This window comes from Paenibacillus polymyxa, from assembly GCF_018614975.1.
GTDB lineage: Bacteria > Bacillota > Bacilli > Paenibacillales > Paenibacillaceae > Paenibacillus > Paenibacillus polymyxa_E.
Map to the genome: position 1 here is coordinate 109401 of NZ_JAGGNR010000003.1, position 25637 is coordinate 135037.

23 protein-coding genes are annotated in these 25637 nt (G+C 46.6%); 5 read left to right on the forward strand and 18 right to left on the reverse strand.

The features are described 5' to 3' along the window. Positions 1-38 precede the first annotated feature (38 nt). Entirely contained in the window at positions 39-1442 is a 1404-nt protein-coding gene (locus tag J7E78_RS00945; RefSeq protein WP_215074516.1) for a polysaccharide deacetylase family protein, read from the reverse strand. A 175-nt stretch (positions 1443-1617) separates the two neighbouring features. Between J7E78_RS00945 and J7E78_RS00950 the strand changes: the two genes are divergently transcribed. Then, complete coding sequence (locus tag J7E78_RS00950) at positions 1618-2814, forward strand: AI-2E family transporter (protein WP_215074517.1); 1197 nt, start codon at positions 1618-1620, stop codon at positions 2812-2814. On the opposite strand, the gene J7E78_RS00955 is transcribed toward J7E78_RS00950, so the two are convergent. The 14 genes from J7E78_RS00955 to J7E78_RS01020 form a co-directional block, all read right to left on the reverse strand. Then, positions 2793-4490, reverse strand: a complete 1698-nt coding sequence (locus tag J7E78_RS00955; protein WP_251034738.1) for a peptidoglycan D,D-transpeptidase FtsI family protein — start codon at positions 4488-4490, stop codon at positions 2793-2795. The two genes, J7E78_RS00950 and J7E78_RS00955, sit on opposite strands and share 22 nt — an antisense overlap. Before the next feature lie 235 nt (positions 4491-4725). Next, on the reverse strand, positions 4726-7014 hold the full coding sequence (locus J7E78_RS00960) for a methyl-accepting chemotaxis protein (RefSeq protein WP_397330436.1): 2289 nt from the start codon (positions 7012-7014) through the stop codon (positions 4726-4728). Between the two features lie 235 nt (positions 7015-7249). Next, positions 7250-8578, reverse strand: a complete 1329-nt coding sequence (locus tag J7E78_RS00965; protein WP_076252944.1) for a peptidase U32 family protein — start codon at positions 8576-8578, stop codon at positions 7250-7252. Positions 8579-8595: 17 nt separating this feature from the next. Continuing rightward, positions 8596-9525, reverse strand: a complete 930-nt coding sequence (locus J7E78_RS00970) for a peptidase U32 family protein (RefSeq protein WP_215074520.1) — start codon at positions 9523-9525, stop codon at positions 8596-8598. A gap of 14 nt (positions 9526-9539) precedes the next feature. Further along, positions 9540-10580 carry an endolytic transglycosylase MltG gene (mltG, locus tag J7E78_RS00975; RefSeq protein WP_251034739.1) on the reverse strand — a complete coding sequence of 347 codons (1041 nt, stop codon included), beginning with the start codon at positions 10578-10580 and terminating at the stop codon, positions 9540-9542. 75 nt (positions 10581-10655) lie between these two features. Next, on the reverse strand, positions 10656-10970 hold the full coding sequence (locus J7E78_RS00980) for a DUF1292 domain-containing protein (RefSeq protein ID WP_047844066.1): 315 nt from the start codon (positions 10968-10970) through the stop codon (positions 10656-10658). Further along, positions 10971-11270 carry a DUF1292 domain-containing protein gene (locus J7E78_RS00985; RefSeq protein ID WP_017686820.1) on the reverse strand — a complete coding sequence of 100 codons (300 nt, stop codon included), beginning with the start codon at positions 11268-11270 and terminating at the stop codon, positions 10971-10973. 12 nt (positions 11271-11282) lie between these two features. Then, positions 11283-11699: a Holliday junction resolvase RuvX gene (gene ruvX, locus J7E78_RS00990; protein ID WP_215074521.1), complete on the reverse strand. Its 417-nt coding sequence runs from the start codon at positions 11697-11699 to the stop codon at positions 11283-11285. 125 nt (positions 11700-11824) lie between these two features. Continuing rightward, complete coding sequence (locus J7E78_RS00995; protein ID WP_017686818.1) at positions 11825-12085, reverse strand: IreB family regulatory phosphoprotein; 261 nt, start codon at positions 12083-12085, stop codon at positions 11825-11827. A 129-nt stretch (positions 12086-12214) separates the two neighbouring features. Next, the gene (gene alaS, locus J7E78_RS01000; protein WP_215074522.1) at positions 12215-14836 is read right to left on the reverse strand and encodes an alanine--tRNA ligase; all 2622 of its coding nucleotides are present in this window, start codon (positions 14834-14836) and stop codon (positions 12215-12217) included. Between the two features lie 435 nt (positions 14837-15271). Then, entirely contained in the window at positions 15272-16339 is a 1068-nt protein-coding gene (locus J7E78_RS01005) for an AI-2E family transporter (RefSeq protein WP_091027676.1), read from the reverse strand. Between the two features lie 294 nt (positions 16340-16633). After that, a complete protein-coding gene (locus J7E78_RS01010; RefSeq protein WP_017686815.1) occupies positions 16634-16843 on the reverse strand; it encodes a hypothetical protein in 210 nt (69 codons plus the stop codon). 10 nt (positions 16844-16853) lie between these two features. Then, positions 16854-17375, reverse strand: a complete 522-nt coding sequence (locus tag J7E78_RS01015) for a PRC-barrel domain-containing protein (RefSeq protein WP_215074523.1) — start codon at positions 17373-17375, stop codon at positions 16854-16856. Between the two features lie 164 nt (positions 17376-17539). Next, entirely contained in the window at positions 17540-18691 is a 1152-nt protein-coding gene (locus J7E78_RS01020) for a cysteine desulfurase family protein (protein WP_215074524.1), read from the reverse strand. 127 nt (positions 18692-18818) lie between these two features. Here J7E78_RS01020 and J7E78_RS01025 point away from each other — a divergent pair, with 127 nt between their 5' ends. Then, positions 18819-19193 carry a hypothetical protein gene (locus J7E78_RS01025; RefSeq protein ID WP_215074525.1) on the forward strand — a complete coding sequence of 125 codons (375 nt, stop codon included), beginning with the start codon at positions 18819-18821 and terminating at the stop codon, positions 19191-19193. Between the two features lie 172 nt (positions 19194-19365). Here J7E78_RS01025 and cymR read toward each other — a convergent pair whose 3' ends face one another. Next, positions 19366-19785 carry a cysteine metabolism transcriptional regulator CymR gene (gene cymR, locus J7E78_RS01030; RefSeq protein WP_215074526.1) on the reverse strand — a complete coding sequence of 140 codons (420 nt, stop codon included), beginning with the start codon at positions 19783-19785 and terminating at the stop codon, positions 19366-19368. 321 nt (positions 19786-20106) lie between these two features. Here cymR and mnmA point away from each other — a divergent pair, with 321 nt between their 5' ends. Further along, the gene (gene mnmA / locus J7E78_RS01035; RefSeq protein WP_215074527.1) at positions 20107-21231 is read left to right on the forward strand and encodes a tRNA 2-thiouridine(34) synthase MnmA; all 1125 of its coding nucleotides are present in this window, start codon (positions 20107-20109) and stop codon (positions 21229-21231) included. A gap of 371 nt (positions 21232-21602) precedes the next feature. On the opposite strand, the gene J7E78_RS01040 is transcribed toward mnmA, so the two are convergent. Together J7E78_RS01040 and J7E78_RS01045 are read right to left on the reverse strand one after the other, a co-directional pair. Further along, positions 21603-22910: a replication-associated recombination protein A gene (locus J7E78_RS01040; protein WP_215074528.1), complete on the reverse strand. Its 1308-nt coding sequence runs from the start codon at positions 22908-22910 to the stop codon at positions 21603-21605. A 42-nt stretch (positions 22911-22952) separates the two neighbouring features. Beyond that, positions 22953-23843, reverse strand: a complete 891-nt coding sequence (locus J7E78_RS01045; RefSeq protein WP_215074529.1) for a LysR family transcriptional regulator — start codon at positions 23841-23843, stop codon at positions 22953-22955. 136 nt (positions 23844-23979) lie between these two features. Between J7E78_RS01045 and J7E78_RS01050 the strand changes: the two genes are divergently transcribed. Then, the gene (locus J7E78_RS01050) at positions 23980-24723 is read left to right on the forward strand and encodes an SDR family NAD(P)-dependent oxidoreductase (RefSeq protein WP_215074530.1); all 744 of its coding nucleotides are present in this window, start codon (positions 23980-23982) and stop codon (positions 24721-24723) included. Next, complete coding sequence (locus tag J7E78_RS01055) at positions 24720-25622, forward strand: DMT family transporter (RefSeq protein ID WP_215074531.1); 903 nt, start codon at positions 24720-24722, stop codon at positions 25620-25622. Before J7E78_RS01050 ends, J7E78_RS01055 begins: the two co-directional genes overlap by 4 nt. Positions 25623-25637 lie beyond the last annotated feature (15 nt).

The window sequence follows — 25637 nt, forward strand, 5'->3', positions numbered from 1 at the left end:
CAACCCTTTTCTTTTACTGGTTGGTGTGATCAGTCCGTTTAGTTCCGCTCTGGCAGTATCTCTTGTTCAATTAACAACGATTCATCTCTGGATTCTTCTACCGTTGCTGCCACCTGCATCGTATGTTGACCGTAACGTTCCAGCAGTACATCCAGCGGCATGGCAATCATCTTGGGTACCAATTGCTCTGTACGCTGTTTCAAACGTTTGCTTCCTGCCGGGTGGATTACACTTAACAGCAGTTTCAGGTATACTTTGGATGCAGTACTGAACGGTCCAGGGGGCAATTCTTGTATGGTAAATCCAAATTTTTCTGGACCTCTGTTAATCATACTCACACCGTATATGGCTTTGGCGGAGCGTAACTCAGGTTCGAGTACCACCATGCGTGCCAAATCCGGCAATTGCTGTTCCATCGTCCGAATCATGCGAATAGCCAAATGCATACTGGAACGCGAAGTCACCCCAAGTTCGAACAACTTCTGATTGTCAAAATGCAGTTCAATGACCGGATCTCCGTTTTGAATGACATGACCATCACTCATCTCCATTCGTGCTCCGTGATATACACGGGATCGAAAGTGCAACATTGGATCTTCTGGGGAAGCCGTCCGCAGATGATATACCCAGTGAAACAATTTCTCCCAACCCAGCCACAAGGCCACAACGATTCGCTTCCATAACTTCAACGTTGTCTGTGGTTGATTCTTGTTCTGAGATTCGCTCAATGTGATACCTCCCATCAACGTATCGACACGTACGCTTTGCAAGCCTAGCCGTTCAGCTTCCTGTAATACGACTTCCAGCGCCTGAAGCATCTGCTCCGGCGCGTGTGCATCAGCACCAAGGGTCGTTCCTCGATCATGCAGCAGCATGACCTCTCCGCCTCTCAGTTCCTTCAGCATCCGTTCAGTCAATCTCTGGGCACCTATTCGGCTTCTCCAGTCTTCAAACATAGAAGACCACAGTACAATCTTACGTTCTTTCTTGCTGAAAAAATCAAACAGATTCATAATCCCCCACGGTGGACGATAATAACAAGTCTTCACGCCGGTTACTTCATGAATAATCTGACCTGTTCGCTGAATCTGATCACGAACGGTACGCGGCCGCATGAGCCAGTTCGTCTTGTGAATATAATTATGGATGCCAATAAGATGTCCTTCGTCATGTATGCGCTGAATGAGTTCCGGATGACTTGCAGCATGTTCTCCAACGACAAAAAATGTTGCTTTTGCTTGATGCTGACGAAGCAGATCGAGCAGTCTCGGCGTATAATGTGGATCTGGCCCATCGTCAAACGTTAATGCAAATTGTGTATCACTTCTTCCCCGTCGAAATACACGAAAACCAAAAAACCTGCTAATCAAACTTGGAATAAAGGCATAAAAAGATGAAAGATACAATAACCACAGTAAAATACTCTGAAGCATCGTTGTCATGATGCAAGCTCCCCACTTCTCCCTGCTGAATTACGGTACACTATGGCACTATCTAAAATAAACCACCTTTAATTGTATCATAGTTCAGACTTTTCTTAAATCCTGTTTTCCCAAAAAGATAGCTATCGTGTACAATAAATACAATCTAATTATTGCCATCAAAGGAGCCATGTCCATGCTACCGCTTTACAAAAAATACGGGCGAACTGTCTTTGACATCGCGTTGCTCGTATTAACCGTGTATGTGATCATGTACGGTTTCAGTCAATTATACCATGTGGCTGCACCCGTCTTTCTATCATTCATTGTATATTGGATGATTGAACCGCTGGCCAAATTTTTACATCGCAAAGGATTGCCCAAGACACTTGGGGCCGCCATCTCCGTCTTGTTGTTTCTTGCATTAATTGTCGCTGCCTTTTTTGGGGTAGGCTTGATTATCATTTCACAAATTTCCAATCTTCAAGATAATTTCCCTGTATACATTGAAATGATACAGCGTGAATTCACCAATCTGGTGTTATTCATTCAGAACAAGTCAGACGCTCTCCCTGATGGAGTTATGGAAAAAGCGAATGATTATTTTGCAACACTGACCGGGTTTCTGTCCAAATGGGTAACGAGCGGAGCACAATTCGTCGTAGGTTTCCTCAGTTCGTTCTCATCGTTTATTACGAACTTCGGAATTGCGATTATTCTGGCCTTCTTTCTCAGTATCGAGATTGAATCCTGGCGCAAGTTCGCCGGTGCGAAGACGCCCAAAACATTAAAGTTAGCTATTGAATTCATGCGTAATCACGTCTTCAAGACAATCCGCTCGTATTTGAAGGCACAGATGATCATGATGCTCATTACGTTTGTATTGATTTATGCAGGTTTGTTGATTTTGGGAACCTCTAATGCCTTTACCATTGCAGCAGTCTGTGCGGTTTTTGATCTGGTACCATTGCTTGGCGTTCCTGTTGTGTTTATTCCATGGATCGTCTACTTATTCATTATTGGCAATAGTAGCCTGGCAATCGGCCTGATTGTGATTCTGGCAGTGACAATGCTGACACGACAATTGCTGGAACCCAAAATATCGGGTAACTCGATTGGTGTATCTTCGGCGTACTTGATGCTTTCGTTTATGCTGATCTCCCTTTCGATCTTTGGCCTGGCTGGTGTAGTGTTATCTCCAGTGCTTCTCATCCTTCTGAAAGAACTGTTACAACAAGGGTATCTGCAAAAGTGGATTCACCTGCCAAAAGATGAATTTGAATCCTCTCCATTGGTCATGGACCCACCCGTTAACAAAGCCTCAGCGAGTTCTGCCGAGTCTATAATTCATACGCCTGTTCCTGCGAAGGATCACGAAGACCCAGCCAAATAGTCCATCACCTTCCTGAAGAGAGCCGTCGCCTGATGATGGCTGTCAGGAGAGACATTTTGGACAAGAACAGCTACAGCATATTGGGGTTGTTCTACCGGTCCATAACCAATGAACCATTGATTGTTGCGCTTCTCTCCATGTTTCTGTACCTGAGCTGTACCTGATTTTCCTGCAACATGCCACTGCGCACGCTGCAGGGATTTTCCTGTTCCCTCACGAACTACCTTATTCATCCAGGATAACAGTTTATGCGCTGTTGCGGGAGCAATCTGTCCTGCTGCTGAAGGTGAATCATGCAAGGGCATCTCCAGCATGACGCCACTATCCGCATACCGGATGCGCTCTACGAGACGTGGGGCACTAACCTTCCCGTCATGCAAAAGTGTCACGATCAAATTGGCGGCTTGCAGCGGTGTAACCAAGACATCTCGCTGACCGATAGCTGTCTGTATTTTCGCACCTTCATCAGCAGAAGAAACAGCCTCTGTTCTGACTCGCCCGTGATCCTCATGATCAAAGTGTCGTAACACGGGCATTCCTGCCATCTGCTTCCCCTCCCAGCCAATCGGACGGGCAAGTCCCAGACGATCAGCCGTGTTCTCCAGTTGCTCCATACTAAGCCTGCGCGCCGTTTCCGCGAATACGGTGTTGCAAGACTCAGCGAATCCTTGCTCCAAATTCAGGTCTCCATGCCCATGCTCCTTCCAGCAGGACAGCCCATATCTTCCGTACTCACCACCACAACGGATTTCTTCTCCGTTAGAAACCGCATGATACTCCAAAGCGGCAGCAGCAGTGACAATTTTGAAAATGGAACCCGGTATGGCTCCCTGTACTGCACGATTCCCCCAGGCCGATTGCTTGGGGTCCACATGTTGTGGCTGATAGAAAGGGCGGGAGATCATGGCGCGAACATCTGCGTTAGTGGCATCTAACACAACAACGGCCCCTTCTTGTAATCCAGATTCTTCCGTCAACTGCTCCAGCCCACGCTGCAACCGGGCATCCACAGTGGTTTCTACACGTAACGGATAATGGCTATTGGCCGGTGCAATGACGTGCGGCTGAATATCCGGGATAATCTCTCCACCACCCGAGACCATGCGTGATACGAGCGTAGGGCCTATTCCCCTTAACAGGGGTTCAAGTGTCCTCTCCAGTCCTGCTGCTCCTGATTTCATGGCAAATGGCTGTTTAACTTCATCCTGATGCCCAGTTAGAACTTTGGAGGACTCAGGCTGTTCAGCCAGATAACCCATCCACTGCATTCCCGTCTGCCCCTGAAGATATCTTGTCATCATCGGATAGATGCCAGCTCCTTGCAGGTGCAAACTACGTAAGCGCTCAATCTGATCCTCAGACAAATGAACAGGCTGATGTGTACCTGCTGTCCAAAAATGAGGTATACTTTCCTGATTCCATTCCTTCTTCAATTGATCCAGATCGGTATGTAATATAGCTGCCAACTGTATCATCTCTGAGCCTTCTAATGCCCCTTGCTTGCGTAACTTCTCTAATGGACTTGCCTGTGGAAAAAGAACCAGTCCCCATTGCAGCTTGCCGGTCAAGGCCTCACCCTTGTAATCCGTAAATTGTCCCCGCCCCGGGTCAAGCATCACCCCGCGTTCACGTTGCAATACAGACATTTCACGTACCGTTCGGTGAAATCCAGGCATCGTCTGATTCACCTGAACGATCTGGACCCATCCCAATCGTAATATAAGCAATCCAAAGACAATAGTTAGAAGAATACAAGATATATAGATTCGCCGTTTCGCAAGGAGGTGCATCCCAATCTCACCTTTTGTCGTTTTGACATATTATTGCTGATAAGGCTTGGAATTATCCGGTAAACCAAAGAAAACCTGTCCCATGTGTGGGACAGGTTCTCCTCATTTCAACCTTGGTTTGTTACACCGTAAAGCGTGACAAGGTTTCTTTCAGTTCAGTGGACACATTCTCCAGCTTGCCGGACAGATTGACCAGCTGGTTACTGATATTTTGCTGTTCACTGCTCAAGGAAGCTACCTCCTGGGACGTTGCAGAAGATTGTTCAGCTACAGCGCTGACATTGCTCATGGCTTCAGACAACGTACCTTGAGATTGGTTTAATTCTCCAATAGAACCTGTCACCATGCCCAGACGTTCCACAAATGCACCCATCTGCTCCTGTACGGAAGCAAAGATGATGTTGGTGTCTTTAACCGCATCCATCTGTTCCTTGAATAACGGATAGGCTGCAGACAAAGCATCCACAGTCTCATTCATTTCGGTCATGATTTTGTCTGTAATCTCTCCAACCATCTCAATGGATTGTCTGGATTGAGCCGCAAGCTGACGTACCTCATCTGCCACCACCATGAATCCGCGTCCGGCTGCACCAGCACGTGCTGCTTCAATGGTTGCATTCAGGGAAAGGATATTTGTCTGTTTCGTTATATTTTGCAGCACTTCAAGCACTTTCAGCACAGAGGACGTACTTTCTTTCAGCGAATCAACCTTATTCACCAGTGCACCAATCATTTCTTCTGTTTTCTGCGTTTTGGTCATCAACTGATTCAGATGTTGTGTTCCTGTCTGACTGGACTTCTCTACATGACGAGCAGAATCACCCATCTGTTCATTAGCAGCGATTACACTCTGCATCTGACGAGAGATATTGTCAGTTAATTCATTACCACGTTCCGCTTCCGTTGCCAAACTGCCTGCACCGCCTGCGATCTCTTCTGTAGCTACGGCAATCTCCGAAGCAGACACAGCCGTTTTCTTGGATGCACTGCTCAGCTCAGAGGCTGTATCTAGTACTTCCTGCGCAGAACGATTCGTTTGTTCAACCAGCTTAGTGATCTGTTCCATCATCAGATTGAAGGCGGTCGAGAGCTGACCGATTTCATCTTGGGAGCTGTATGGTGTACGAACTTTAAGATTACCTTTAGAACCTTCCTGCATCAGGTCTTTCAATTTGCCGAGTGGACGAGCGATCATACGCACCATCCAGACCCCGATCAATACTGCAATGCCCGCATCAATCAGCGCCATCCACAAGGTCAGGGTCAGAATACCTTTTGCATCCTGAACCAAAACAGAGGTAGGTATCATCCCAACCAGTTTCCAATTGGATGTATCCATCGTACTGTATACAGCCAGCATTTCCGTAGATTTGCCATCTACCACATACTCTGTATTCGTGCTACCTGCTGGTTCGGTCAACTCTTTGACAAATGCAAGCTCTGTATCTTGACCTGTACGATCCGAGATGGAGGATGCAACCACTTTATTATCCGGAGCAATCAGTTGAAGAACAGCTCCTGGCCCCAGATCAAGCGATTTCAATTGTTCCTCCAAAACTTCCAGTTTCAGTTCAATAACCAGAACATACGACTGAGTAGTCCCCTGCAAGTTTTTCATGGAACGTGCAATTTTGAACGTTGGCGTTGATCCATCTTCTTTGACCTCTGTTGGAAGCCAACGATAACCACCCGCCTCAATCAACTCACTGTACCATGCTTCCTGGCGAATGCTGCCCATGGATGAACTGTTGCTGCCGGTACCCATAATGGACTTTGTATCGTCCGTAGGTACCAAATAAATCGCTTCCATAGATTTATTTGTAAATGCAACATTGGACAGTTGCTTGTTGATGGAACTTGAGTTCACGAATGTATCATACGCAGTCAAATTCGTATCTGACATTTTTTGTAGCAAGGACTGCATTTCCGGATCAAAGAAAATCTGTGTGGATGTATCCACAAATCTCTCCAAAATAATGTCCATTTTTTGTTTGGTCTGATCAATGGTCTCCTGATTGGCACGTGAGGCATTTTTCTCTATCGTACCCTTTGCTTTTGAATAGGATAATAGACCTAAACTCACTACAAAAATCATAATCCCCGCAAAAAAGATCAAGAACAGTTTAACCCCTACGGATTTAACCGGATTTGCCTTCCTCATTTGTTTGAAAGAAGCTCCCCCAAGGTTTTTCCAATCCCGGTTTTTTAATTGTTTCTTTACCCAACCGGTCTTGATCCAACCCAGCTTCAGTTTACTACGGTCAAACTTAAGTAATTTTTTTCCATTCCCTGTAATTTTACTTTTACCTACTTTTTCTTTCTTCACTTTCTGAACCTGCTCAGGATTAACCTGCTCGTCTTTTGTCACTTGCTCTCCACTGTCTTTCTGCTTCTTTTGAACCAATCCCATTCACCTGCCAGTTATTTACTTGTTGGATTTTTCTTTCTCTCCCCTATAAATATGTAGTATTCGACAGTTTTCTTCGTTCCCCTTTCATTTCCCAGAAATATTTTACAACTTTATTCCTATTTTTCTATAAAAAAAAGACCCCCATCTGCCGATAAACGGAGGTCCTCCATGTTGATTTCATAACACTATTTTGTTAAATCATAATACAATATTGGCACATTGTAGGTATTTGAGCCTACTTCTTTTTTCTCATCATATCGAAGTACGAAACCGGTTGATCTACCTTCATTTTAATCAGTTGCAACGGGTGACGAGCAGCATCTAGAACATTACCTTCTTCATCCTGTATTTCACCGACGACCTGTTTGAAAAAGTGACCGCCCGGACCGAAAAATTCGATTTCCTGTCCTGGTTTGAAGTGATTGCGCTGTTGAATGGTTGCCATTCCTGTTTCGGCATCATATCCCATGACCAAGCCAGCGAAATCAAAAGGTACGGCCTTTTCTTCCGGTTCATAAATATGATCTTCATGGTCTGGTGTATCATAGAAAAAACCGGTATTCAGCGGACGATTCGCCGCTTTGTTCATTTCTTCAACCCATTCAGGCTTCAGAACATAATTTTCCGGGTCTGCCATATAGGCGTCAATGGCTTGACGGTAGACGTTAACCACAGTTGCCACGTAGTGGATCGATTTCATACGTCCTTCGATCTTGAAACTGTCCACGCCCACATCAATCAACTCTGGGATATGACCAATCATGCACAGATCCTTAGATCCCATGGAGAATGAATTATCCTGTTCCTGGAACAGGGGAAGCTGATTCTCACCCAGTTTGAAAGGCGCAGGTGCCTTCATCTGCATGTCCTCTTCGCTGACCCACACCGTATCTTCTCTCGCATCCTCGAACAGATCATACTTCCAGCGACAAGACTGGCAACAGCCGCCCCGGTTGGAGTCCCGATCCGTAAAGTGATTGGAGAGCACGCAACGTCCGGAATACGAGGAACACATCGCCCCGTGAATAAAGGCTTCAATTTCGATATCCACATTGGCCTTGATCTCTTCAATCTCTTCAAAGCTGGTCTCACGTCCGAGAACAACCCGTGGAAGTCCTTCATCTTTCCAGAACTTCACGGCTTGCCAGTTGAGTGTGGATTGTTGGGTACTTAGATGTACCTCAAGGCCTGGCACAGCACGAAGAGCTACCTCAATAATAGCCGGATCAGCTACGATGATCGCAGAGATCCCCGCATTGTACAGGTTTTGCAGGTACGTTTCGATACCCTCAACATCCTCATTATGTGCATAGATGTTCGTCGCTACGAACACTTTGGCTCCATACTTTTTGGCAAACTCCACACCTTCACGCATCTCTTCAAAGCTGAAGTTATCCGCGTTGGAACGCAGTCCATAGGCCTGTCCACCGATATATACGGCATCTGCACCGTAATGGATCGCAAATTTCAGTTTTTCCAGATTACCCGCGGGAGCTAGCAGCTCCGGTTTGTCCAGACGGTTACGTTTACCCGAGAACTTCCGCTGTACCGCCACTGTTTCCATTCTGTTCACCTCATCTATTAATACACTTGTTCTTTATAGAAAAATCCAAACGACAATTCACGTTCAGGGTCCTGCAATTTCCGCACCTCAGCGAGCCACTCTTCAGAGAACGCATATGCATCGGCATCAGCTACATAGCTGTCAATCGCTGTCCGGTATGCACGTACAACCGCTTCATTGTAGGCAAGTGATTTTAACATGCCTTCAATTTTGAAGCTGTGCACACCCGCCTCCATCAACAGATGAAGATCTTCAAGGATACATATATCCTCAGAGCTCATAATATGTGTGCCGTTGATATCCTCATAGATCGGGAACTTCTCATCCCGGCGTTCAGCCTCGATCAGGAACAATCCCCGTTCTTTGCCCAGATGTCCCTCAACCGGCCGCCCTTGATGAGCCATATAACTTTGTACCAGACTGCGCTTGGAATGATATATATTCGTCATGCCATGCACCTGAACCTGAGCTTCCACCTTCAGAAAAGGAACCATCTCCGTCAACTCGTCCATATTCAACTCTCGGGCAAGCACAACGCGACTCGCTCCTTTGGTTCCCCAATAGTTGGCCGTCGCATAGTTCGTTGAAGTCATCTCCGCATTCCAGTGCAGCTTCACATGTGGAGCGTATTCCTTCATGGTAGCCAGCACGGATGGATCATTAAATTCCACACCGTCAATACCGATTCTGCCAATTGCCTGAACATATTCAGGTAATTCTTTCAATAGCTCGTTGGACATCAGATTCGTCATGGATACATACACACGCGCCTGATGTTTGGCTGCAATGGCAACCACCTCTGCTGTCTCTTCCACGCTAAAGCTGCCTGGAAGACGCATGCCGAATCGATCATCTCCAATAACCAAAGCATCTGCTCCCGCCTGGAGTAGCACTTCTGCCTCTTTCACATTCGCTGCTGTAACGAGCAGTTCATGTTTCTTACTCATATAATCCCCTCCGCTTATTGCGCAGCCTTACTTTTGGCTATATTTTGCTCGTGTTCCTTATACGTTTTGGCAAATAGATGTCCAGACGAGCCATCCTTTTTTGTCACATAGAACAGATACTCCGAAGCTTCCGGATTTAGCGCTGCCTCAATGGACGGAAGACTTGGACTGGCAATTGGACCTGGTGGCAAGCCTTTGTTCAGATACGTATTATAAGGACTTTTCACCTTCAGATCCTTGTAGAACAATCGCTCCTTTGGCCTGTCGAGCAGATATTGCACGGTAGCATCGATTTCCAGCTTCATATCCTGCTTGATCCGATTGTAGATTACACCTGCAACCAGTGCACGTTCCTCATCGACTACAACTTCTTTCTCCACCAGTGACGCAATGGTCAGCAGCTCGTGCAGTGAAAGATTCTTCTCTTGGAGCTTGGCTTCCAAATCCGGGATAGAATTGATCTTGTTCTGGAATTCTTCCAGCATCCGTTGCATCACATCATGAGTGGAACTTCCCTTTTTCAGCTCGTAGGTCTCCGGGAAGAGATACCCTTCCAATACGTAGCGAAGTTCTTCATCCACTGGAATATCTTTGAGGATATCTACATCAAAGGCCGAAGGATCATTGGCTAGCTTGATGAATTCATCCCGATCGAGAACATGCTCATAAGAAAGTTTACCCGCCATTTGCAGAACAGTATAACCCTCCGGAATCGTAAATTTCACCATTTCCTCTGGTACTACTTCACCAATACTCAGCTTGCTAACAATCTCATCATATGTCACGCCAGGATTCATAGAATATGTACCCGCCATGAAATTAGACCCTAGTTTTTTCCACTTTAAATACCCTTTGAAGGTTAACCCGCTTCGGATGAGGCCTTCTTCTTGAAGCTGATCCGCGATTTTCGAAGTTCCCGATCCGCTCTTAATCTCGAATACGACTGGTTCTGTTGAAGCTTCCACCGGACGCATCATACTCCATACGTAACCGCCTGCGCCTCCGGCAAGAACTACAATGATAAGCAGTATGACTATTATGGCTTTCCCTTTCAAAAAAGAAACAACTCCTTTTCACAACCAAAAAGAGCGGACTTCTCCGCCCTCCCGGTTTCTTCAATTTGAAGCTGATTAATCTTCGTCAATGGGGAGTGTACATTCATCATACAATTCCGAGATGTTCTCCCACTCATCATCATCGTCGATCGTAACTAACTCTGGCATGATCTGGTCTTCACTTCCAGGTGATACCCGCAGAAGTTCAACCTCGTCATAAGGTCGCAACGAACTGCGGAGCACCGCGTACTGCTGACCGTTCACTTCGAACTCAGCCAACAAGTCATACGGTTGTGATTTACCGTTCTCTTCCTCGAGCTCAACATGAGCACCGAATGCCAGACGCAGTGAATCTGTCCATTTCAGGTCTTTGCGGCTATATTCCGTCATTTAGTTCGCTTCCTCTTCATCTTCAGCAAGGAATGTATTAAACGTCTCCTCGACGATATCCCACTCGGCATCATCTTGGATAACGAAAAGTTTGATATCGTCGCCCTCTTCTTCATAACGGAATGCATATACATCCGTTTCGCCATCTTCAGGTTCAACCGGAGCAACCATCATATACTTGGCCTCCGAACCATCTACTTCAAACTTCATGATGACTTCAAATTCCTCTTCATTACCCTCGTCATCCGCAATGTAAATAATTTCTGCTTCTTCTTCCATACCCAGTTGATCTTCAGCCATTGTTGATCCCCCTCACCTTCTACTATTGGCATCCAAATAATTTTGCAAAATCAAGCTTGCGGCCATTTTGTCCACAACCTGTTTGCGTTTTTTTCGACTGACATCCGCTTCAATCAGCGTACGTTCTGCTGCCATGGTTGTCAGCCGTTCATCCCAAAGGTGAACAGGTAAATTCAGTTCATCCCGCAGGCGTTCGGCAAAAGCAATACATATCTCACCGCGCGGTCCTACGGTGCCGTTCATGTTTTTGGGAAGTCCGACTACGATCTCGCTAATCTCGTGCTCACGCACAAGATCGGCAATCCGAGCGAACTCGCCTTCATCACGGCGGCGTTCAAGCACTTCCAATCCCTGGGCAGTCCAACCGAAGGGGTCACTCGCGGCAACCCCGATTCTTCGGTCCCCATAGTCCAAACCTAATATTTTCATCCATGCTCTCCCATCCTGGGGCCTGCTCAGGTCGATGAATAATCGCCTTCTCAAGCTTCAGGCTGTCTTCTGTCGGTTCATTTCCCGCTGCCTGCATAGCTGCAATACAGCGGAAGCGGCGTACATTACCGGTGATTGGCCAGATAGGAACGTACAAGCTCTTCAATCAGCTCATCGCGCTCCTTTTTACGGACCAGACTACGTGCGTTGTTGTGACGAGGAATGTATGCCGGGTCTCCGGAAATCAAATACCCGACAATCTGGTTGATCGGATTATAATCCTTATCGACCAATGCATCATAAACCGTGAGAAGAATCTCTTTGGATGATGCTTCCTGTTCGTCACCTTTCACATTAAATTTAACCGTCTTATCCATGGAGTCCATTGATGACACCTCGCTCCTGCATGAACATGGGGACCATGTCCTGCCGAATTGATTTCTGTTTATATAATAACATATTCTGACTGCCACAAGTAAACAAAGGATAAGGCAATTGTGTTTTTTGCTTGTCCTTTACTGGCTAACCAGCGAAACCGCCAGTTTCAGCGCTTCATCCAGCTTGGTAGCATCCTTACCTCCGGCTTGCGCCATATCTGGACGTCCACCGCCGCCGCCGCCGCATACTGCTGCGACTTCTTTGACGATTTTGCCCGCGTGTAATCCTTGTTTTACTTGTTCAGCAGGTACAGCTACAACAAAATTCACTTTGCCGTCCGCTGGAGCACCCAATACGAGTACCGCGTTAGGCAATTTTACTTTCAGCTCATCTGCCACTGTACGCAGCGCATCCATGTTCGGAGCATCTACGCGTGCTGCCAGCAATTGTGTATTTCCTGCTTGTACCACTTGATCGGTCAATTGACCAGCTTCCATGGCACTCAGCTTGCTTTGCAGGGATTCAGTCTCTCTGGCTGCTTCTTTCAGTTGTTGGTTCAGACCTTCAATCCGTTTAGGTACATCAGCCACATTGGCTTTGAGCAGTGCTGCTGATTGTTTGAGCAGTTCCAACTGGCTTTCCACATACAGATATCCGCCGCGGCCAGTTACAGCTTCGATCCGGCGAACGCCGGAGCCAATTCCGCTCTCGCTCACCAGTTTGAAGATTCCGATCTCTGAAGTATTATTTACGTGACAGCCGCCACAAAGTTCCAAACTGTAGTCTCCAACTTGAACAACACGCACAATATCTCCATATTTTTCGCCAAACAGGGCCATCGCACCCATTTCTTTGGCTTCATCAATAGCTTTCAGCTGAATGTTCACGTTCAGACGATTCCAGATCTGTTCGTTCACCTGACGCTCAATTTCTGTCAACTCTTCCGGCGTGATGCTGCCAAAGTGAGAGAAGTCAAACCGCAGACGCTGTGGCTCTACGAGCGATCCTGCCTGGTTTACGTGTGTTCCGAGCACATCTTTGAGTGCCTTGTGCAACAAGTGGGTAGCCGTATGGTTTTTGATAATGTCGCCACGTTTCGCTGAGTCTACTTCGGCGTTGATCACATCACCTACACGCAGTTCACCAGACTCCACAGTCACCAGATGTACATGTTGTCCAAGTGGAGCTTTGAACAAACCTTGTACTTTCGCTGTTACACCCGCACCTCGCAGCAAGCCCTGATCACTCACTTGACCGCCACTTTCCGCGTAGAACGGCGTCTTGTCCAGAACAACCTGACACGTTTGTCCTTCGCCTACAGATTCAACAAGGGCGTCACCAGCTACGATGGCTACCACTTTTGCTTCCGTCAACAGGTCAGTATAACCAACAAACTCGCTTTTAACCTTCAGGTCAGCAAGTGGTCCACCTTGAACTTTCATGCTCTCGTTCTCTTGACGCCCAGCACGTCCAAGCTCACGTTGTTTCTGCATGGAAGCATCAAAACCTTCACGGTCCACAGTCAGACCATGCTCTGCGGCATAATCTTCTGTCAGGTCAAATGGGAAACCGTACGTATCATACAGCTTGAAAGCTTCAGGTCCGCTAATAACGGTGCGTCCTTCGGATTTGGCTGTGCCGCTGATATCAGCCAGAATAGCCAGACCATCTGTGAGTGTTTCGTGGAAACGCTCTTCCTCGGTTTTGATTACTTTTGCGATGAACTCCTGTTTGTCTACTACCTCAGGGTAGTACATGCCCATCACTTCACCAACCGTAGTTGTCAGTTCATACAGGAATGGACGGTCAAGTCCAAGCACTTTTCCGTAACGAACTGCACGACGAAGCAAGCGGCGGATAACATATCCACGTCCTTCATTACTTGGCAGAACGCCATCACCTACTGCAAAAGCAACCGTACGGATATGATCGGCAATGACTTTCAGTGCAACATCGATCTCGACACTGTCGTTATATTTCACACCCGCAAGAGCAGCTGTTCTCTGAATCATCGGTTGGAACAGATCTGTGTCAAAGTTGGAATCCACATTTTGCAGAATGGAAGCAAATCGCTCCAAGCCTGCACCTGTATCAATATTTTTGTTCGGAAGCGGTGTGTAGCTGCCGTCCTTGTTATGGTTGAACTGGGAGAATACCAGATTCCATACTTCCAGATAACGTTCGTTTTCCCCACCCGGATACATCTCTGGATCACTCATGTCGTTTCCGTAAGCTTCGCCGCGGTCATAGAAGATCTCGGTACAAGGTCCACATGGGCCTTCGCCGATATCCCAGAAGTTTTCATCCAATTTAATGATACGCTCCGCAGGCAGTCCCACTTTTTCGTTCCACAGTTTGAATGCTTCTTCATCTTCCGGATATACCGTTACGGACAGACGCTCCGGATCGAATCCGATCCACTCTTTGCTGGTCAGGAACTCCCACGCCCATGTTACGGTCTCTTCTTTGAAATAATCTCCAATGGAGAAGTTGCCGAGCATTTCGAAGAACGTATGGTGACGACGTGTTTTGCCGACATTCTCGATATCATTGGTACGAATACACTTTTGAGAGTTCGCAAGACGCGGATTCTCCGGTTTCTCACGTCCGTCAAAATAAGGTTTAAGCGGTGCCATACCCGCATTGATCCACAGAAGAGAAGGATCGTTGTGAGGGACGAGCGATGCGCTCGGCTCAATTTTGTGACCTTTACTTGCAAAAAACTCTATCCATTTGGACCGGATTTCACTGGCTTTCATACTGGATGCCCCCATTAAATTATAATAGTCCGTTGCGTATTCGCTCCGGTTGGTCAACATTGCTTTTGTAAAAATAAACACAAAAAACGTCCCTGAATAATCAGGGACGATGTTATCGCGGTACCACCCTGGTTATTGCTGTTTATCCCTTGCTGCCCGGACAAACAAACAATCTCCTCGTTCATGCGAAATAACGGTCGCTCCCGGCAGGGTTGTCCTGCACTCCGAAATTAGCTTTCCGCCGCTTCATCTTTCAAGACTCTTCCAGCCATCAGTTCAGGCTCACCCTGATCCGAAGAAGTCTATTCTCTGAGGAAAGGAACCCTCGGCGTACTTTATTTCATCATCGATTTCATGTTCTAGACACACACATTCATTATATCGGTAGCACAAGAGGGTGTCAATGCGGCCACGTTGATGTTTTAACCCTGTTATTTAGTCGGTCCTTCGTTTGATGTAATAGGCGAAAAAGTGTTGCACAATCACCTTCAGCACGGCAAAAACAGGTACTGCCAGAATTAAACCTACAATGCCTGCCAGTTCACCTCCAACGAGCAGTGCAAATATAATTGACAGTGGATGCAGATGCAGCGTACGTCCCACCACCTGAGGAGAAATAACGTTGCTCTCTAACACCTGGCACAGTGTGTTCACAATGACAACAAGCAGCACCATTTTGAACGATACGGTTGATGCCATGACCACAGCAGGCGCAGCTCCTAGGAACGGACCCAGGTAGGGCACAATGTTAAACACAGCTACAATGCTTGCAAGCAGGAGGGCATACGGCATATCAATGATGATATAACCAATGTAGGCAAAGATACCAACAATGACACAGACAATAAACTGTCCCCGAATGTAGTTCCCCAGTGCAGTATCGATCTCTTTCATTACCGAGACGATGGCTTTACGACGTGAACGCGGAAGATACGCCACAATGGTGCGTTCAAACACCTCAAAGTCTTTTAACATATAAAATATCAGAAATGGTACGATAAACACATTGAATAACACATTAATGGTCGCCCCGATATTATCCATGAGCACGGTAATTCCCTGAGTTAGTCGATCCTCCATCTGAAAGAACCAGCTGTTCATGCCTGTTCGCACACTCGGCGGCATTAATTTGTGATCCATATTGTTCATCAGGCTCTGGGCACGCATGGACAGCTCTGGCATATGCTCGTTGAGTTCCCCCAGCTGTTCAATCAAAACCGGAATGACATTCATCAGAATGACACCGAGGCAGGTCAGGAAAAAGGCATATATGAGTAGTACCGCAATCGTACGCGGCACCTTGCGCCCTCCCAGCATGCTGACAATCGGATTAAGTACATAGGATATGATAAGGGCTACGATAAAGGGTGCCAGCACTGTTTTCAGGAACGCATATATGTGAAGCAGTAAAGGCCGCAGCAGCCAGATAAAATATAAAATGATCAATCCGAGCAGCAGCCAGATCGCGTAACGAAACAGCTTGTTTTTGGTTAATTGCTCCACTTGCATCTCTCCTTTTGGACTGGCTCTGAGAGTCAGTATATGTAGGAAAGGTAATATTTATTAACACAGCGCAGAAGTGGAAGGAGCAATCGGAACTTTTTTTCTTAAACCAAAAAAAACGCCTCCTTCATCAGAGAAGGAAGCGCATTTTGCAGCACGGGTTAGCATATAATCATACATACACCAGCCGAACCATTATGTAACCGCATCTATATACATCTGCCAACATATAACGACAGCATCCCATGACATACACTGTCATGAAACCGCATATAGAGGAAGTTATTCTGCTTATTAAGAAGAAGCGTGAAGATGAGGGAAGTCTTGTGGCAGCTCGTCCCCGAAAAACAGATCATCCAGGGAACTCAGCGTACCGTCTTCTTCCACCTGATAAACAGACATTTTCTCACCGTTCACCGTTAATTCAATAAAGCATCCCCAGCAATAAAACTGATGGGAACCAATTTTCCCGATATCTTTTGAACTACAATTTGGACATTTCATATTCTTTCACCTATCCATTAACAGAATGAATGGCATTTTCCAAGCGTTGTTCACTCAGAGATGGCACCATAATGGCACTTTCCCCGATGGACATATCGCTTGTACATGGCAGCCATTTACGGCCCTCGATCAGATCGGACACAAAACCGTCCGTAATTTCAATCCCTATTATTGTATTTCCCAACTCTTGGTCAAAATAAACATCGGAGACACGTCCAAGCAGCAAACCTTCTTCGGTTAGCACGGACATCTCCTTCAATTTAGACCGACCGAGGAGGTACGTGTATTTTATGTCGTCGGCTCCCGTCTTGCGGACAGCCTGTTGATTACGGATCATGACGGCATCTTCGCCGTAGGCAACGATATCTTGCCACTCCACGATTTTGACATGATTGGTAAACAGACCTTTGTTCTCAAGCTCAATGCCCTCGATCTCCCAATCATCATTCACAATGAAATCCTGGATTTTACCGATCTGCTTCCCGTCCTCAACATCAAAAACGGCAAGTCCGATCATTTCCTGAAGCTTCATCGCTGGGTCCCCCTCATCTTCTTATCATTAAATAGGCGCGGCGCTATTGCTAGGTATGCCCAAAGTTGATGAGTGGCAATCAGACGCCGATCATCAAAACCGCTTCTATCCAACCGATGAAATGGAACTTCTTCCCTCCTTCTGTTCCATGTGTAAAGTTCCCCTTAGGGTCTATTACGCAGTCGTCCAAGAATGGTTCCAATTTTTTCGGCGGTTATCATGATTTCTTCCGTAGTATTACCCAATCCCCAGCTAAATCGAATCGCAGAGTGTAAAAATGTTTCAGGTAATTTCATCGCTTTAAGCACATGAGAGACTTCAAGTGAACCGGAAGTGCAGGCAGAACCGCTTGCAACAGCAATCCCTTCCATATCCAGATTCATTAACATCGTCTCTGTGGACACTTCCGGAAAGCTGATATTCAGGATGTTTGGCAGCGTATGTTCCAGGTGTCCATTCACGTGAAAGTGCTCCGTCCCCACATGAATTTCAAGCTGTCCCAACAAAAGTTTACGCAATTCCAAATCATGCTGACGATGTGCCTCCGTTTGTGCTGATGCAATCTTGAGAGCCTCTGCAAATCCGGTAATACCTGCAATATTTTCCGTACCAGCGCGCCGCTGACGCTCTTGCAGCCCACCGTGGGCTCTTGCTTCCAGCACAATTCCTCGCCGTACATAGAGTGCACCCACGCCCTGAGGTCCGTTGATTTTATGCGCAGAGAAGCTGATCAGATCCACAGGCAGTTCCTTACAGGAAATATTCTGGCTGCCCAGAGCCTGAACTGCATCGGTATGGAACAGAATATTATGCTTACGTGCAAGCTCACCCACCTCACGAATAGGCTGAATGGTGCCCACTTCATTGTTGGCATACATCATGGTAATCAGCACCGTATCCGGCCGAATGGCCTCTTGCAACTCATCCAGATTTATTCGTCCATAACGATCAACAGATAGATAGGTTACTTCATAACCTTGCCGCTCCAATTCCTGACACGTATGCAAGACAGCATGGTGCTCAATTGCGGTCGTAATGACGTGTTTCCCCTTATCCTGCCTGGATGAGACTGCCCCAAAGATTGCCAGATTGTCGCTCTCCGTGCCACCTCCGGTGAATACCAATTCGTCCGGGAAACAGCCCAAAGACGCCGCAATGACATCCCTTGCTCCGCTGACGGTCCGTTTGGCCTCACGCCCAAAGGCATGAATACTTGATGCATTGCCAAATTGTCCTGTCATGACGTTCATCATCGCTTCTGCGACTTGTGGATGCATAGGTGTCGATGCGGCGTGATCCAAATAAATTCGTTTCATTTATCTTCACCCCGTTATATGTTAGACTTCTTTCTCTTCATGATGCGCAATTGAAAATTTAAACCAATGCTATTGTGTCGTATCTTCGTGTATAATGTTTAATATCCATTCAAAAGGAGTGTTCGGCATGAGTGATCAGGTTCTCAGTCAAATATTGAATCAGCTTGAACAAATGGACAAGCGTTTCGACAACATCGATGGACGTCTTGAAAAGATCGAAGGCAGGCTCGATTCCATGGACGGCAGACTCGATACCATGGACGGCAGGCTCGATTCCATGGATGGTAGACTCGATTCCATCGAGGAACAAACCAAAAATATACCACTACTTCAACAGTCCGTTCTGGAAACATTGGAAATCACTAAACGACTTGAATCTTCACAGATCACTTTTGAACGTAAAGTGACATCCGAATTGAATACCCATCAGCACAGCATTGATATTTTGAACCGCCGACAATTGCGTATTGAAGCTGATATAGAAACACTAAAAAGTCGCTAGGCTCATAAGGTAACCCATTCAGTTTCCATTCGACCGCCTGTGAATTTTTGTAAAAAATCATTTACAGAGATCAACTTAAAGAACATGCAGTATCTGTATGGCTATAGGCATGTCTAAAGCCCCCATGTTGGGGGCTTTAATGTGTCTTCCGTGATGTGAAGCATCTATGGTACTAAATATAGAACATGTAGCTGTCTTTCTTTTCCTGATCCTGGAACGTAATCAGATCTTTCAGCGTGGTAGAATCCAGCACATCTGCAATGCCGTCACGGATACGCAACCACAGATCACGCTTCGCCGGATCATCTTCCTCTGTGAAGTCTACTGGAGAGATCGGCCCTTCCAGTACACGGATCACATCGCCTGCAGTCACGGTTGCAGGATCACCTGCAAGGATATAACCGCCGTAAGCACCTCTAATGCTCTTCACCAGTCCTGCATTACGCAGTGGAGCGATCAGTTGCTCCAGGTAATGTTCCGAGAGCTGGTTGCGCTCGGCAATGCTTTTAAGTGATGTAGGGCCTTCGCCTGTTCTGGCAGCAAGCTCCATCATGATTGTGAGGCCGTAACGACCTTTTGTCGATATTTTCAAAGGAGTCACCTCTTTCAATTTTCAGAAACGATTGGAAACTTTATATTTTATCCTGTGGTCCACGACCTTTTGTTTCACGATCTCCCCAAAGCAGAGATTCATAGAACTAATCTTTAACCTTCTAATTCTCCGTATTCCGATCATAACCCTCAGCTAATGTTAACATATCTGCATGCTTTATGGAAAAGAAAGATTGACGATATTCCAAAATGTGCGTCTGTGGTGGACACTATCCAAAATTGGCCGGGTGTATCGTATCTTGAGTCCGGTTATGCTAGAATAAGAAACGAAACACATTTATATATAGAAATGGTGATAACGATGTCCAAAACAATTGAAAATACACGGGTCGTCGTTGGCATGTCCGGAGGTGTCGATTCTTCCGTTACCGCGCTGCTGCTGAAAGAGCAGGGTTACGATGTCATCGGCATTTTCATGAAAAACTGGGATGACACCGACGAGTTCGGCCACTGTACCGCTGAAGAAGATTCAGAGGACGTACGCCGCGTATGCGAACAGATCGGCATTCCTTACTACACTGTCAACTTCGAGAAAGAATATTTTGATAAAGTATTTACCTATTTCCTTGATGAATATAAGTCGGGTCGCACACCCAATCCGGATGTCATGTGTAATCGTGAGATCAAATTTGGTGAATTCCTGAACAAAGCTCTGGATCTCGGCGCAGATTATGTAGCTACAGGACACTATGCTCGTCTGATTGAAGAAGATGGCACATTCAAGCTGCTGCGTGGTGTGGACAACAATAAGGATCAGACCTATTTCCTTAACGCACTCAATCAAAACCAGCTGTCCAAAGCCATGTTCCCGATTGGTCATCTGCCCAAACCGGAAGTACGGAAAATCGCAGAAGCGGCTGGCTTGTATACCGCCAAGAAAAAAGACAGTACAGGTGTCTGCTTCATCGGTGAGCGCAATTTCAAAGAGTTCCTGAGTAACTATCTGCCTGCCAAAGGCGGAGACATGGTCGATATCGCAACCGGTGAGGTCAAAGGCCGTCATGACGGTCTGATGTACTACACGCTTGGTCAACGTCAAGGTCTTGGCATTGGTGGTTCCGGCAATGGTGAACCCTGGTTCGTTGCAGACAAGAACCTGGAGAAGAATCAACTGCTTGTTGTTCAGGGCGATGCCCATGCAAGCCTGTACTCCACAGGTCTAACCGCAACGGGTGTGAACTGGATTGCTGGTGAAGAGCACATGCCTAATGTGCCATACCGTTGTACTGCCAAGTTCCGCTATCGTCAGCCGGATCAAGGTGTAACATTGACCTGGCAGGAAGATGGAAGTGTGGATGTACAATTTGACCAGCAGCAAAAAGCCATTACGCCAGGACAAGCCGTTGTTTTCTACGATGGAGAGGTCTGCCTGGGTGGGGGTACGATTGATCAGGTGCAAAAAGTACCGGTACCCGCAATGCAGTAATAGAGCTTGTCCATTAAAATACGGATTATACACAATACCGTGTATCCCTATTAAAAAAGCCGTCTTTCATGTATACCATGAAGGATGGCTTTTTTCCTGCTTTTCTTTGCAAAAAAATTAAAAATAGTTTGTTATGCAGTCAACCAGACTCCTGCTAAGGAGGCCAATACCACAACTACAACCTAACTGACGACGTAAAGCACCGCTTTGGGGCATCGTTATCGTTGCTGACCTATAAGCCCTGCCGTTTCATAGCCAGCAGGTATCCCTAATTGTATGGCATAACGGGTTAATGTACCGAGAAATCCACCCGCCCCTATATACAAAAGCTCTTTCATGTTGTGTACATCTCCCGAGTGATCTATCTGATCTTACAACTCCCTGCGTCGTTGTTGATTCAGTCTAATCTTCGACTCGTTCCCCTGCTCCGTTGCCTCATAGAATACTCTCCGTGAAAGCTGCTTTGGCAAATATTCTTGCTTCACATAATGCCCAGGGTAATTGTGCGGATATTGATAGCCCTCATGTCCAAGCTTCACGGCACCCGAATAATGCGTATCCCGCAAGTGAAGCGGAACTTCTGCTGATTTCACTTCATCAATCGCGTTCATAGTTTTGGAAATGGCGGTATATACCGCATTGGATTTTGGACTTTCGACTGCGAACAGGATCGCTTGTGCAATGTTCAGCTTGGCTTCGGGCCAGCCGTTATTCCGGTACGCATCAAGTGCTCCAATAGCCTGGGTCATGGCTTGCGGGTTCGCAAGTCCGATATCTTCGCTGCTCGCTGCAATCAAGCGCCGAATGAAGGTCATTGGGTCCATACCAAGCTTCTCCACCGCGTATAGAAACCAGAACAGCGCCGCATCACTGGAACCCCGAATACTCTTGTGAAATGCAGACAGCACATCATACTGTGTGGATTCATCCGCCTTCACGATCGGTCGCCGAATAGACTCTTCTGCCACACCAAGCGTAATATGGATGGATCCATCCTTCTCCGGTGGCGTGGTCAACGCAGCCAGTTCTAGCGCGTTAAGCGCACGCCGAATATCCCCGTTGGCCATCGTGGCAATGTGCTCAAGCGCCTCATCGTCTGCCTGCAACTCCATGAATCCAAGCCCTTTGTCAGTATCACTCAATGCTCTGCGCATCGCAATAAGGGAATGCTCCTTGTTTAGCGATTCCAGCTGGAACAGGGTAGAACGACTCATCAAGGCCCCATTGACGTAATGAAAGGGATTCTCTGTTGTCGCACCGATAAAAATAATCGTGCCCTTCTCTACCGCTGGCAATAGTGCATCCTGACGTGAACTGTTAAACCGGTGTACCTCGTCGAGGAACAGAATGGTTTTGGTTCCATACAGCTGTTTGTTCGTTTGCGCCTGTTCGATAACTTCACGCACATCCTTGACGGAAGCTTCCACTGCATTCAGTCGTACGAACTGTCCTTGCGTTTGCTGGGAAATAATATGTGCCAAGGTTGTCTTGCCACATCCCGGAGGGCCGTATAACAATATCGACGAAATCTGATCTGCCTCGATGGCGCGCCGGAGTAATTTCCCCGGTCCAATAATATGTTCCTGTCCAATATATTCATCCAGATGCTCTGGCCGCAAGCGGTCCGCGAGCAATCTAGCTTGTGGTTTTGAGTCCTGTTGAAACGAAAATAAATCCATTGCTCATCACTTCCTTAACGGATTGCCTTGCCTTAAATACAATTACAACTCTGATGGTTCTCCACTCTCTATCATATCATACTCTCGCGGTAACATAGTCATAAATGCATGAAGTGCACTGCTGACAAAGGCATCCTTGCGAGTAATAAAATGAGTCATCATGCGATTCATCTCTACGGGGAGTGTATGCGTGCGCAATAATCCATTTTTGATCTGATGCCTAATCACAATCTCTGGTAATAGGGAAATTCCCATACCGGACGTAACTCCACTAATAATCGCTTCAAGGGTTCCAAATTCCATAATTACTGGGCGGGTAACACCACCCACCTCTAACCATTCCTCCAAAACCTGACGATAGGAACACCCCATGCTGTAGACAAGAATGGGTTTACTCTTAAGATCTTCATCCGTAGGACCCATACCAGAATAGACAACAAATAGTTCCTCATCAAATACGGGAATAGAAACGATATCAGGATGATCACAGGGACAGCCTATAAATGCTCCCTCCAATTCATACCCAATAACCTGATCCATAAGCATCTGTGAATTGCCAGTAACCAGTGACAAAGAGACATCTGGATACTGTTTATAATATCTGACGAAAAGTTCAGGTAGTCGCACGGCCGCTGCGGTTTGTGTAGACCCTATTCGCATTGGACCCGATGGTGTGCTCGTCGCCCGAAGCGCCTTGGAAGCATCATTCAGCAAACCAATAATTTTATCTGCATAGGTCAGCAACATTTCTCCGGCTGGAGATAACGTCATGCCTCGGTTATGACGAATGAACAACGTTGTACCTACTTCTGCTTCCAGATGCCGGATTCGTGCCGTTACATTGGATTGAACATACCCCAGTTTAGAAGCAGCTTTGGTCAGATTCCCTTCCTGTGCAACACACTGAAATATTCTAAGATCCCCGCTCTCCATGGTCCCTCCACTCTGACATCATTCAAAATGATATCCGCTTCATTACCAATCATTATACTTCATGTGTAAACCGGACTACAATTCATGTAGATCCCAAACCAGTCATCTGACTGGATGATGATAAGGAGTGTTCAGCATGACATACTGGAAAAATAGAGTTGCTCTGATCACAGGTGGTGGAACAGGTATAGGACGTGCTGTAAGTGAGATGCTCGCTGAACGCGGAGCCTTGGTCGCTGTCAACTATTCCCGCTCACAAGATGCAGCAAGAGAGACTGTTCAACACATTCTGGATACGGGAGGACGTGCATTCGCCGTTCAAGCTAATGTTGCCAATGATCTTGATGTCCGGCTGATGATCACTACAGTAACTGAAACCTATGGCCCGATCACTGCACTTGTAAATAACGCCGGAATCACGCGTCATATCCCCATGCACGATCTGGAGTCTGTTACAGATGACGTCTGGAATGAGCTGGTTGATGTGAATGTGAAAGGCATGTTTCATTGCGCTCGTGCAGTGACGGAAGGCATGAGACAGGCTGGCGGTGGTTCTATCGTAAATCTGGGCAGTATCGCAGGCAGAACGGGTTCGGGCTCCTCCCTCCCTTACGCCGTCTCCAAAGCGGCAGTTCATGGTCTGACCTTATCACTTGCGCACGCACTCTCACCACACATTCGGGTGAATGCTATCGTACCTGGCGCAGTTGCTACAAGATGGTGGGCTGGAAACGAGGAGCGAATGTATCGTCTCGGCGGAGAAGTGTTGTTACAGCATATTGCCTCACCTGAAGATATCGCACACATGATCTGTGCTGCGCTGGAACAGCAATCCATGACCGGGCAGCTAATTACTGTAGATAGCGGACAGACGTTATGAGCCCCAGTCATGATAAAGATACCCGGATCATAAAACCATTGAAATATACACTATTGATCATTTTGACAACGTTAATCATGGGTACTTCTTTTCCGGTTGGCAAGATCGGCATGTTATATGCCCCACCTTTCCTGCTCATGGGCATACGTTATATATTGGCAGGTGGCTTGATGGCCTTGTTCCTTCGTAAACGTCCTTTGCCTACTGGATGGCAGTCTTGGTTGAAAATAATCCTCATTGGCCTATTCCAATCCGCAGGAGTGATGGGCTGCGCCTACTACAGCATGAACTGGATTACATCCGGCGAATCCGCCATTATTACGTTTACCAATCCGCTACTGGTCATTATCCTCAGTGCTCTTTTATATAGAGTGACCTACCGTTTTAGTCAGTGGATCGGTGTTATACTCGGTTTCATCGGGATTATGTTAACTTTTGGAATGCAGATGAGCTTTAGCCCCGGAACCTGGATTGGATTTGGTGGTGCGATCTCTTTTGCCGTGTCCACATTGCTCATCAAACGCTGGGGCAATGGCTATGATACTTTTGTCTTAACAGCCTATCAGATGCTTGCTGGAGGTGCTGCGTTGCTTCTGCTGAGCGTATGGACTGAACAGCCTCACTTTATGGTCAATACCACCTCGGTTATGGCGTTGCTCTGGTTAACGTTTGTTTGCTCCATTATTCAGTTTTCACTCTGGTTTTATCTGCTTCAGAACAGTGACCCAGCCCAAACCAGTTCGTATCTGTTTCTGGCGCCGTTTTTTGGTGTATTATCGAGTTGGATTTTACTAGGAGAACACGTTCAGTGGTTTGCATTGGCAGGCGGTTTATTTATTGGTGTTGGCATATTCCTGGTGAATCGTCGCTCATCCAGAATGAGAAATAGAGTAACATAACTTGAATTCCCCCGT

Excerpts from the sequence above, each read along its gene's own strand:
- J7E78_RS00945 (WP_215074516.1), bottom strand. The coding sequence starts at position 1,442 with ATGACAACGATGCTTCAGAGTATTTTACTGTGGTTATTGTATCTTTCA.
- J7E78_RS00950 (WP_215074517.1), top strand. The coding sequence starts at position 1,618 with ATGCTACCGCTTTACAAAAAATACGGGCGAACTGTCTTTGACATCGCG.
- J7E78_RS00955 (WP_251034738.1), bottom strand. The coding sequence starts at position 4,490 with ATGCCTGGATTTCACCGAACGGTACGTGAAATGTCTGTATTGCAACGT.
- J7E78_RS00960 (WP_397330436.1), bottom strand. The coding sequence starts at position 7,014 with ATGGGATTGGTTCAAAAGAAGCAGAAAGACAGTGGAGAGCAAGTGACA.
- J7E78_RS00965 (WP_076252944.1), bottom strand. The coding sequence starts at position 8,578 with ATGGAAACAGTGGCGGTACAGCGGAAGTTCTCGGGTAAACGTAACCGT.
- J7E78_RS00970 (WP_215074520.1), bottom strand. The coding sequence starts at position 9,525 with ATGAGTAAGAAACATGAACTGCTCGTTACAGCAGCGAATGTGAAAGAG.
- J7E78_RS00980 (WP_047844066.1), bottom strand. The coding sequence starts at position 10,970 with ATGACGGAATATAGCCGCAAAGACCTGAAATGGACAGATTCACTGCGT.
- J7E78_RS00985 (WP_017686820.1), bottom strand. The coding sequence starts at position 11,270 with ATGGCTGAAGATCAACTGGGTATGGAAGAAGAAGCAGAAATTATTTAC.
- ruvX (WP_215074521.1), bottom strand. The coding sequence starts at position 11,699 with ATGAAAATATTAGGTTTGGACTATGGGGACCGAAGAATCGGGGTTGCC.
- J7E78_RS00995 (WP_017686818.1), bottom strand. The coding sequence starts at position 12,085 with ATGGACTCCATGGATAAGACGGTTAAATTTAATGTGAAAGGTGACGAA.
- alaS (WP_215074522.1), bottom strand. The coding sequence starts at position 14,836 with ATGAAAGCCAGTGAAATCCGGTCCAAATGGATAGAGTTTTTTGCAAGT.
- J7E78_RS01010 (WP_017686815.1), bottom strand. The coding sequence starts at position 16,843 with ATGAAATGTCCAAATTGTAGTTCAAAAGATATCGGGAAAATTGGTTCC.
- J7E78_RS01015 (WP_215074523.1), bottom strand. The coding sequence starts at position 17,375 with ATGAAGCTTCAGGAAATGATCGGACTTGCCGTTTTTGATGTTGAGGAC.
- J7E78_RS01020 (WP_215074524.1), bottom strand. The coding sequence starts at position 18,691 with ATGAAACGAATTTATTTGGATCACGCCGCATCGACACCTATGCATCCA.
- J7E78_RS01025 (WP_215074525.1), top strand. The coding sequence starts at position 18,819 with ATGAGTGATCAGGTTCTCAGTCAAATATTGAATCAGCTTGAACAAATG.
- mnmA (WP_215074527.1), top strand. The coding sequence starts at position 20,107 with ATGTCCAAAACAATTGAAAATACACGGGTCGTCGTTGGCATGTCCGGA.
- J7E78_RS01040 (WP_215074528.1), bottom strand. The coding sequence starts at position 22,910 with ATGGATTTATTTTCGTTTCAACAGGACTCAAAACCACAAGCTAGATTG.
- J7E78_RS01045 (WP_215074529.1), bottom strand. The coding sequence starts at position 23,843 with ATGGAGAGCGGGGATCTTAGAATATTTCAGTGTGTTGCACAGGAAGGG.
- J7E78_RS01050 (WP_215074530.1), top strand. The coding sequence starts at position 23,980 with ATGACATACTGGAAAAATAGAGTTGCTCTGATCACAGGTGGTGGAACA.
- J7E78_RS01055 (WP_215074531.1), top strand. The coding sequence starts at position 24,720 with ATGAGCCCCAGTCATGATAAAGATACCCGGATCATAAAACCATTGAAA.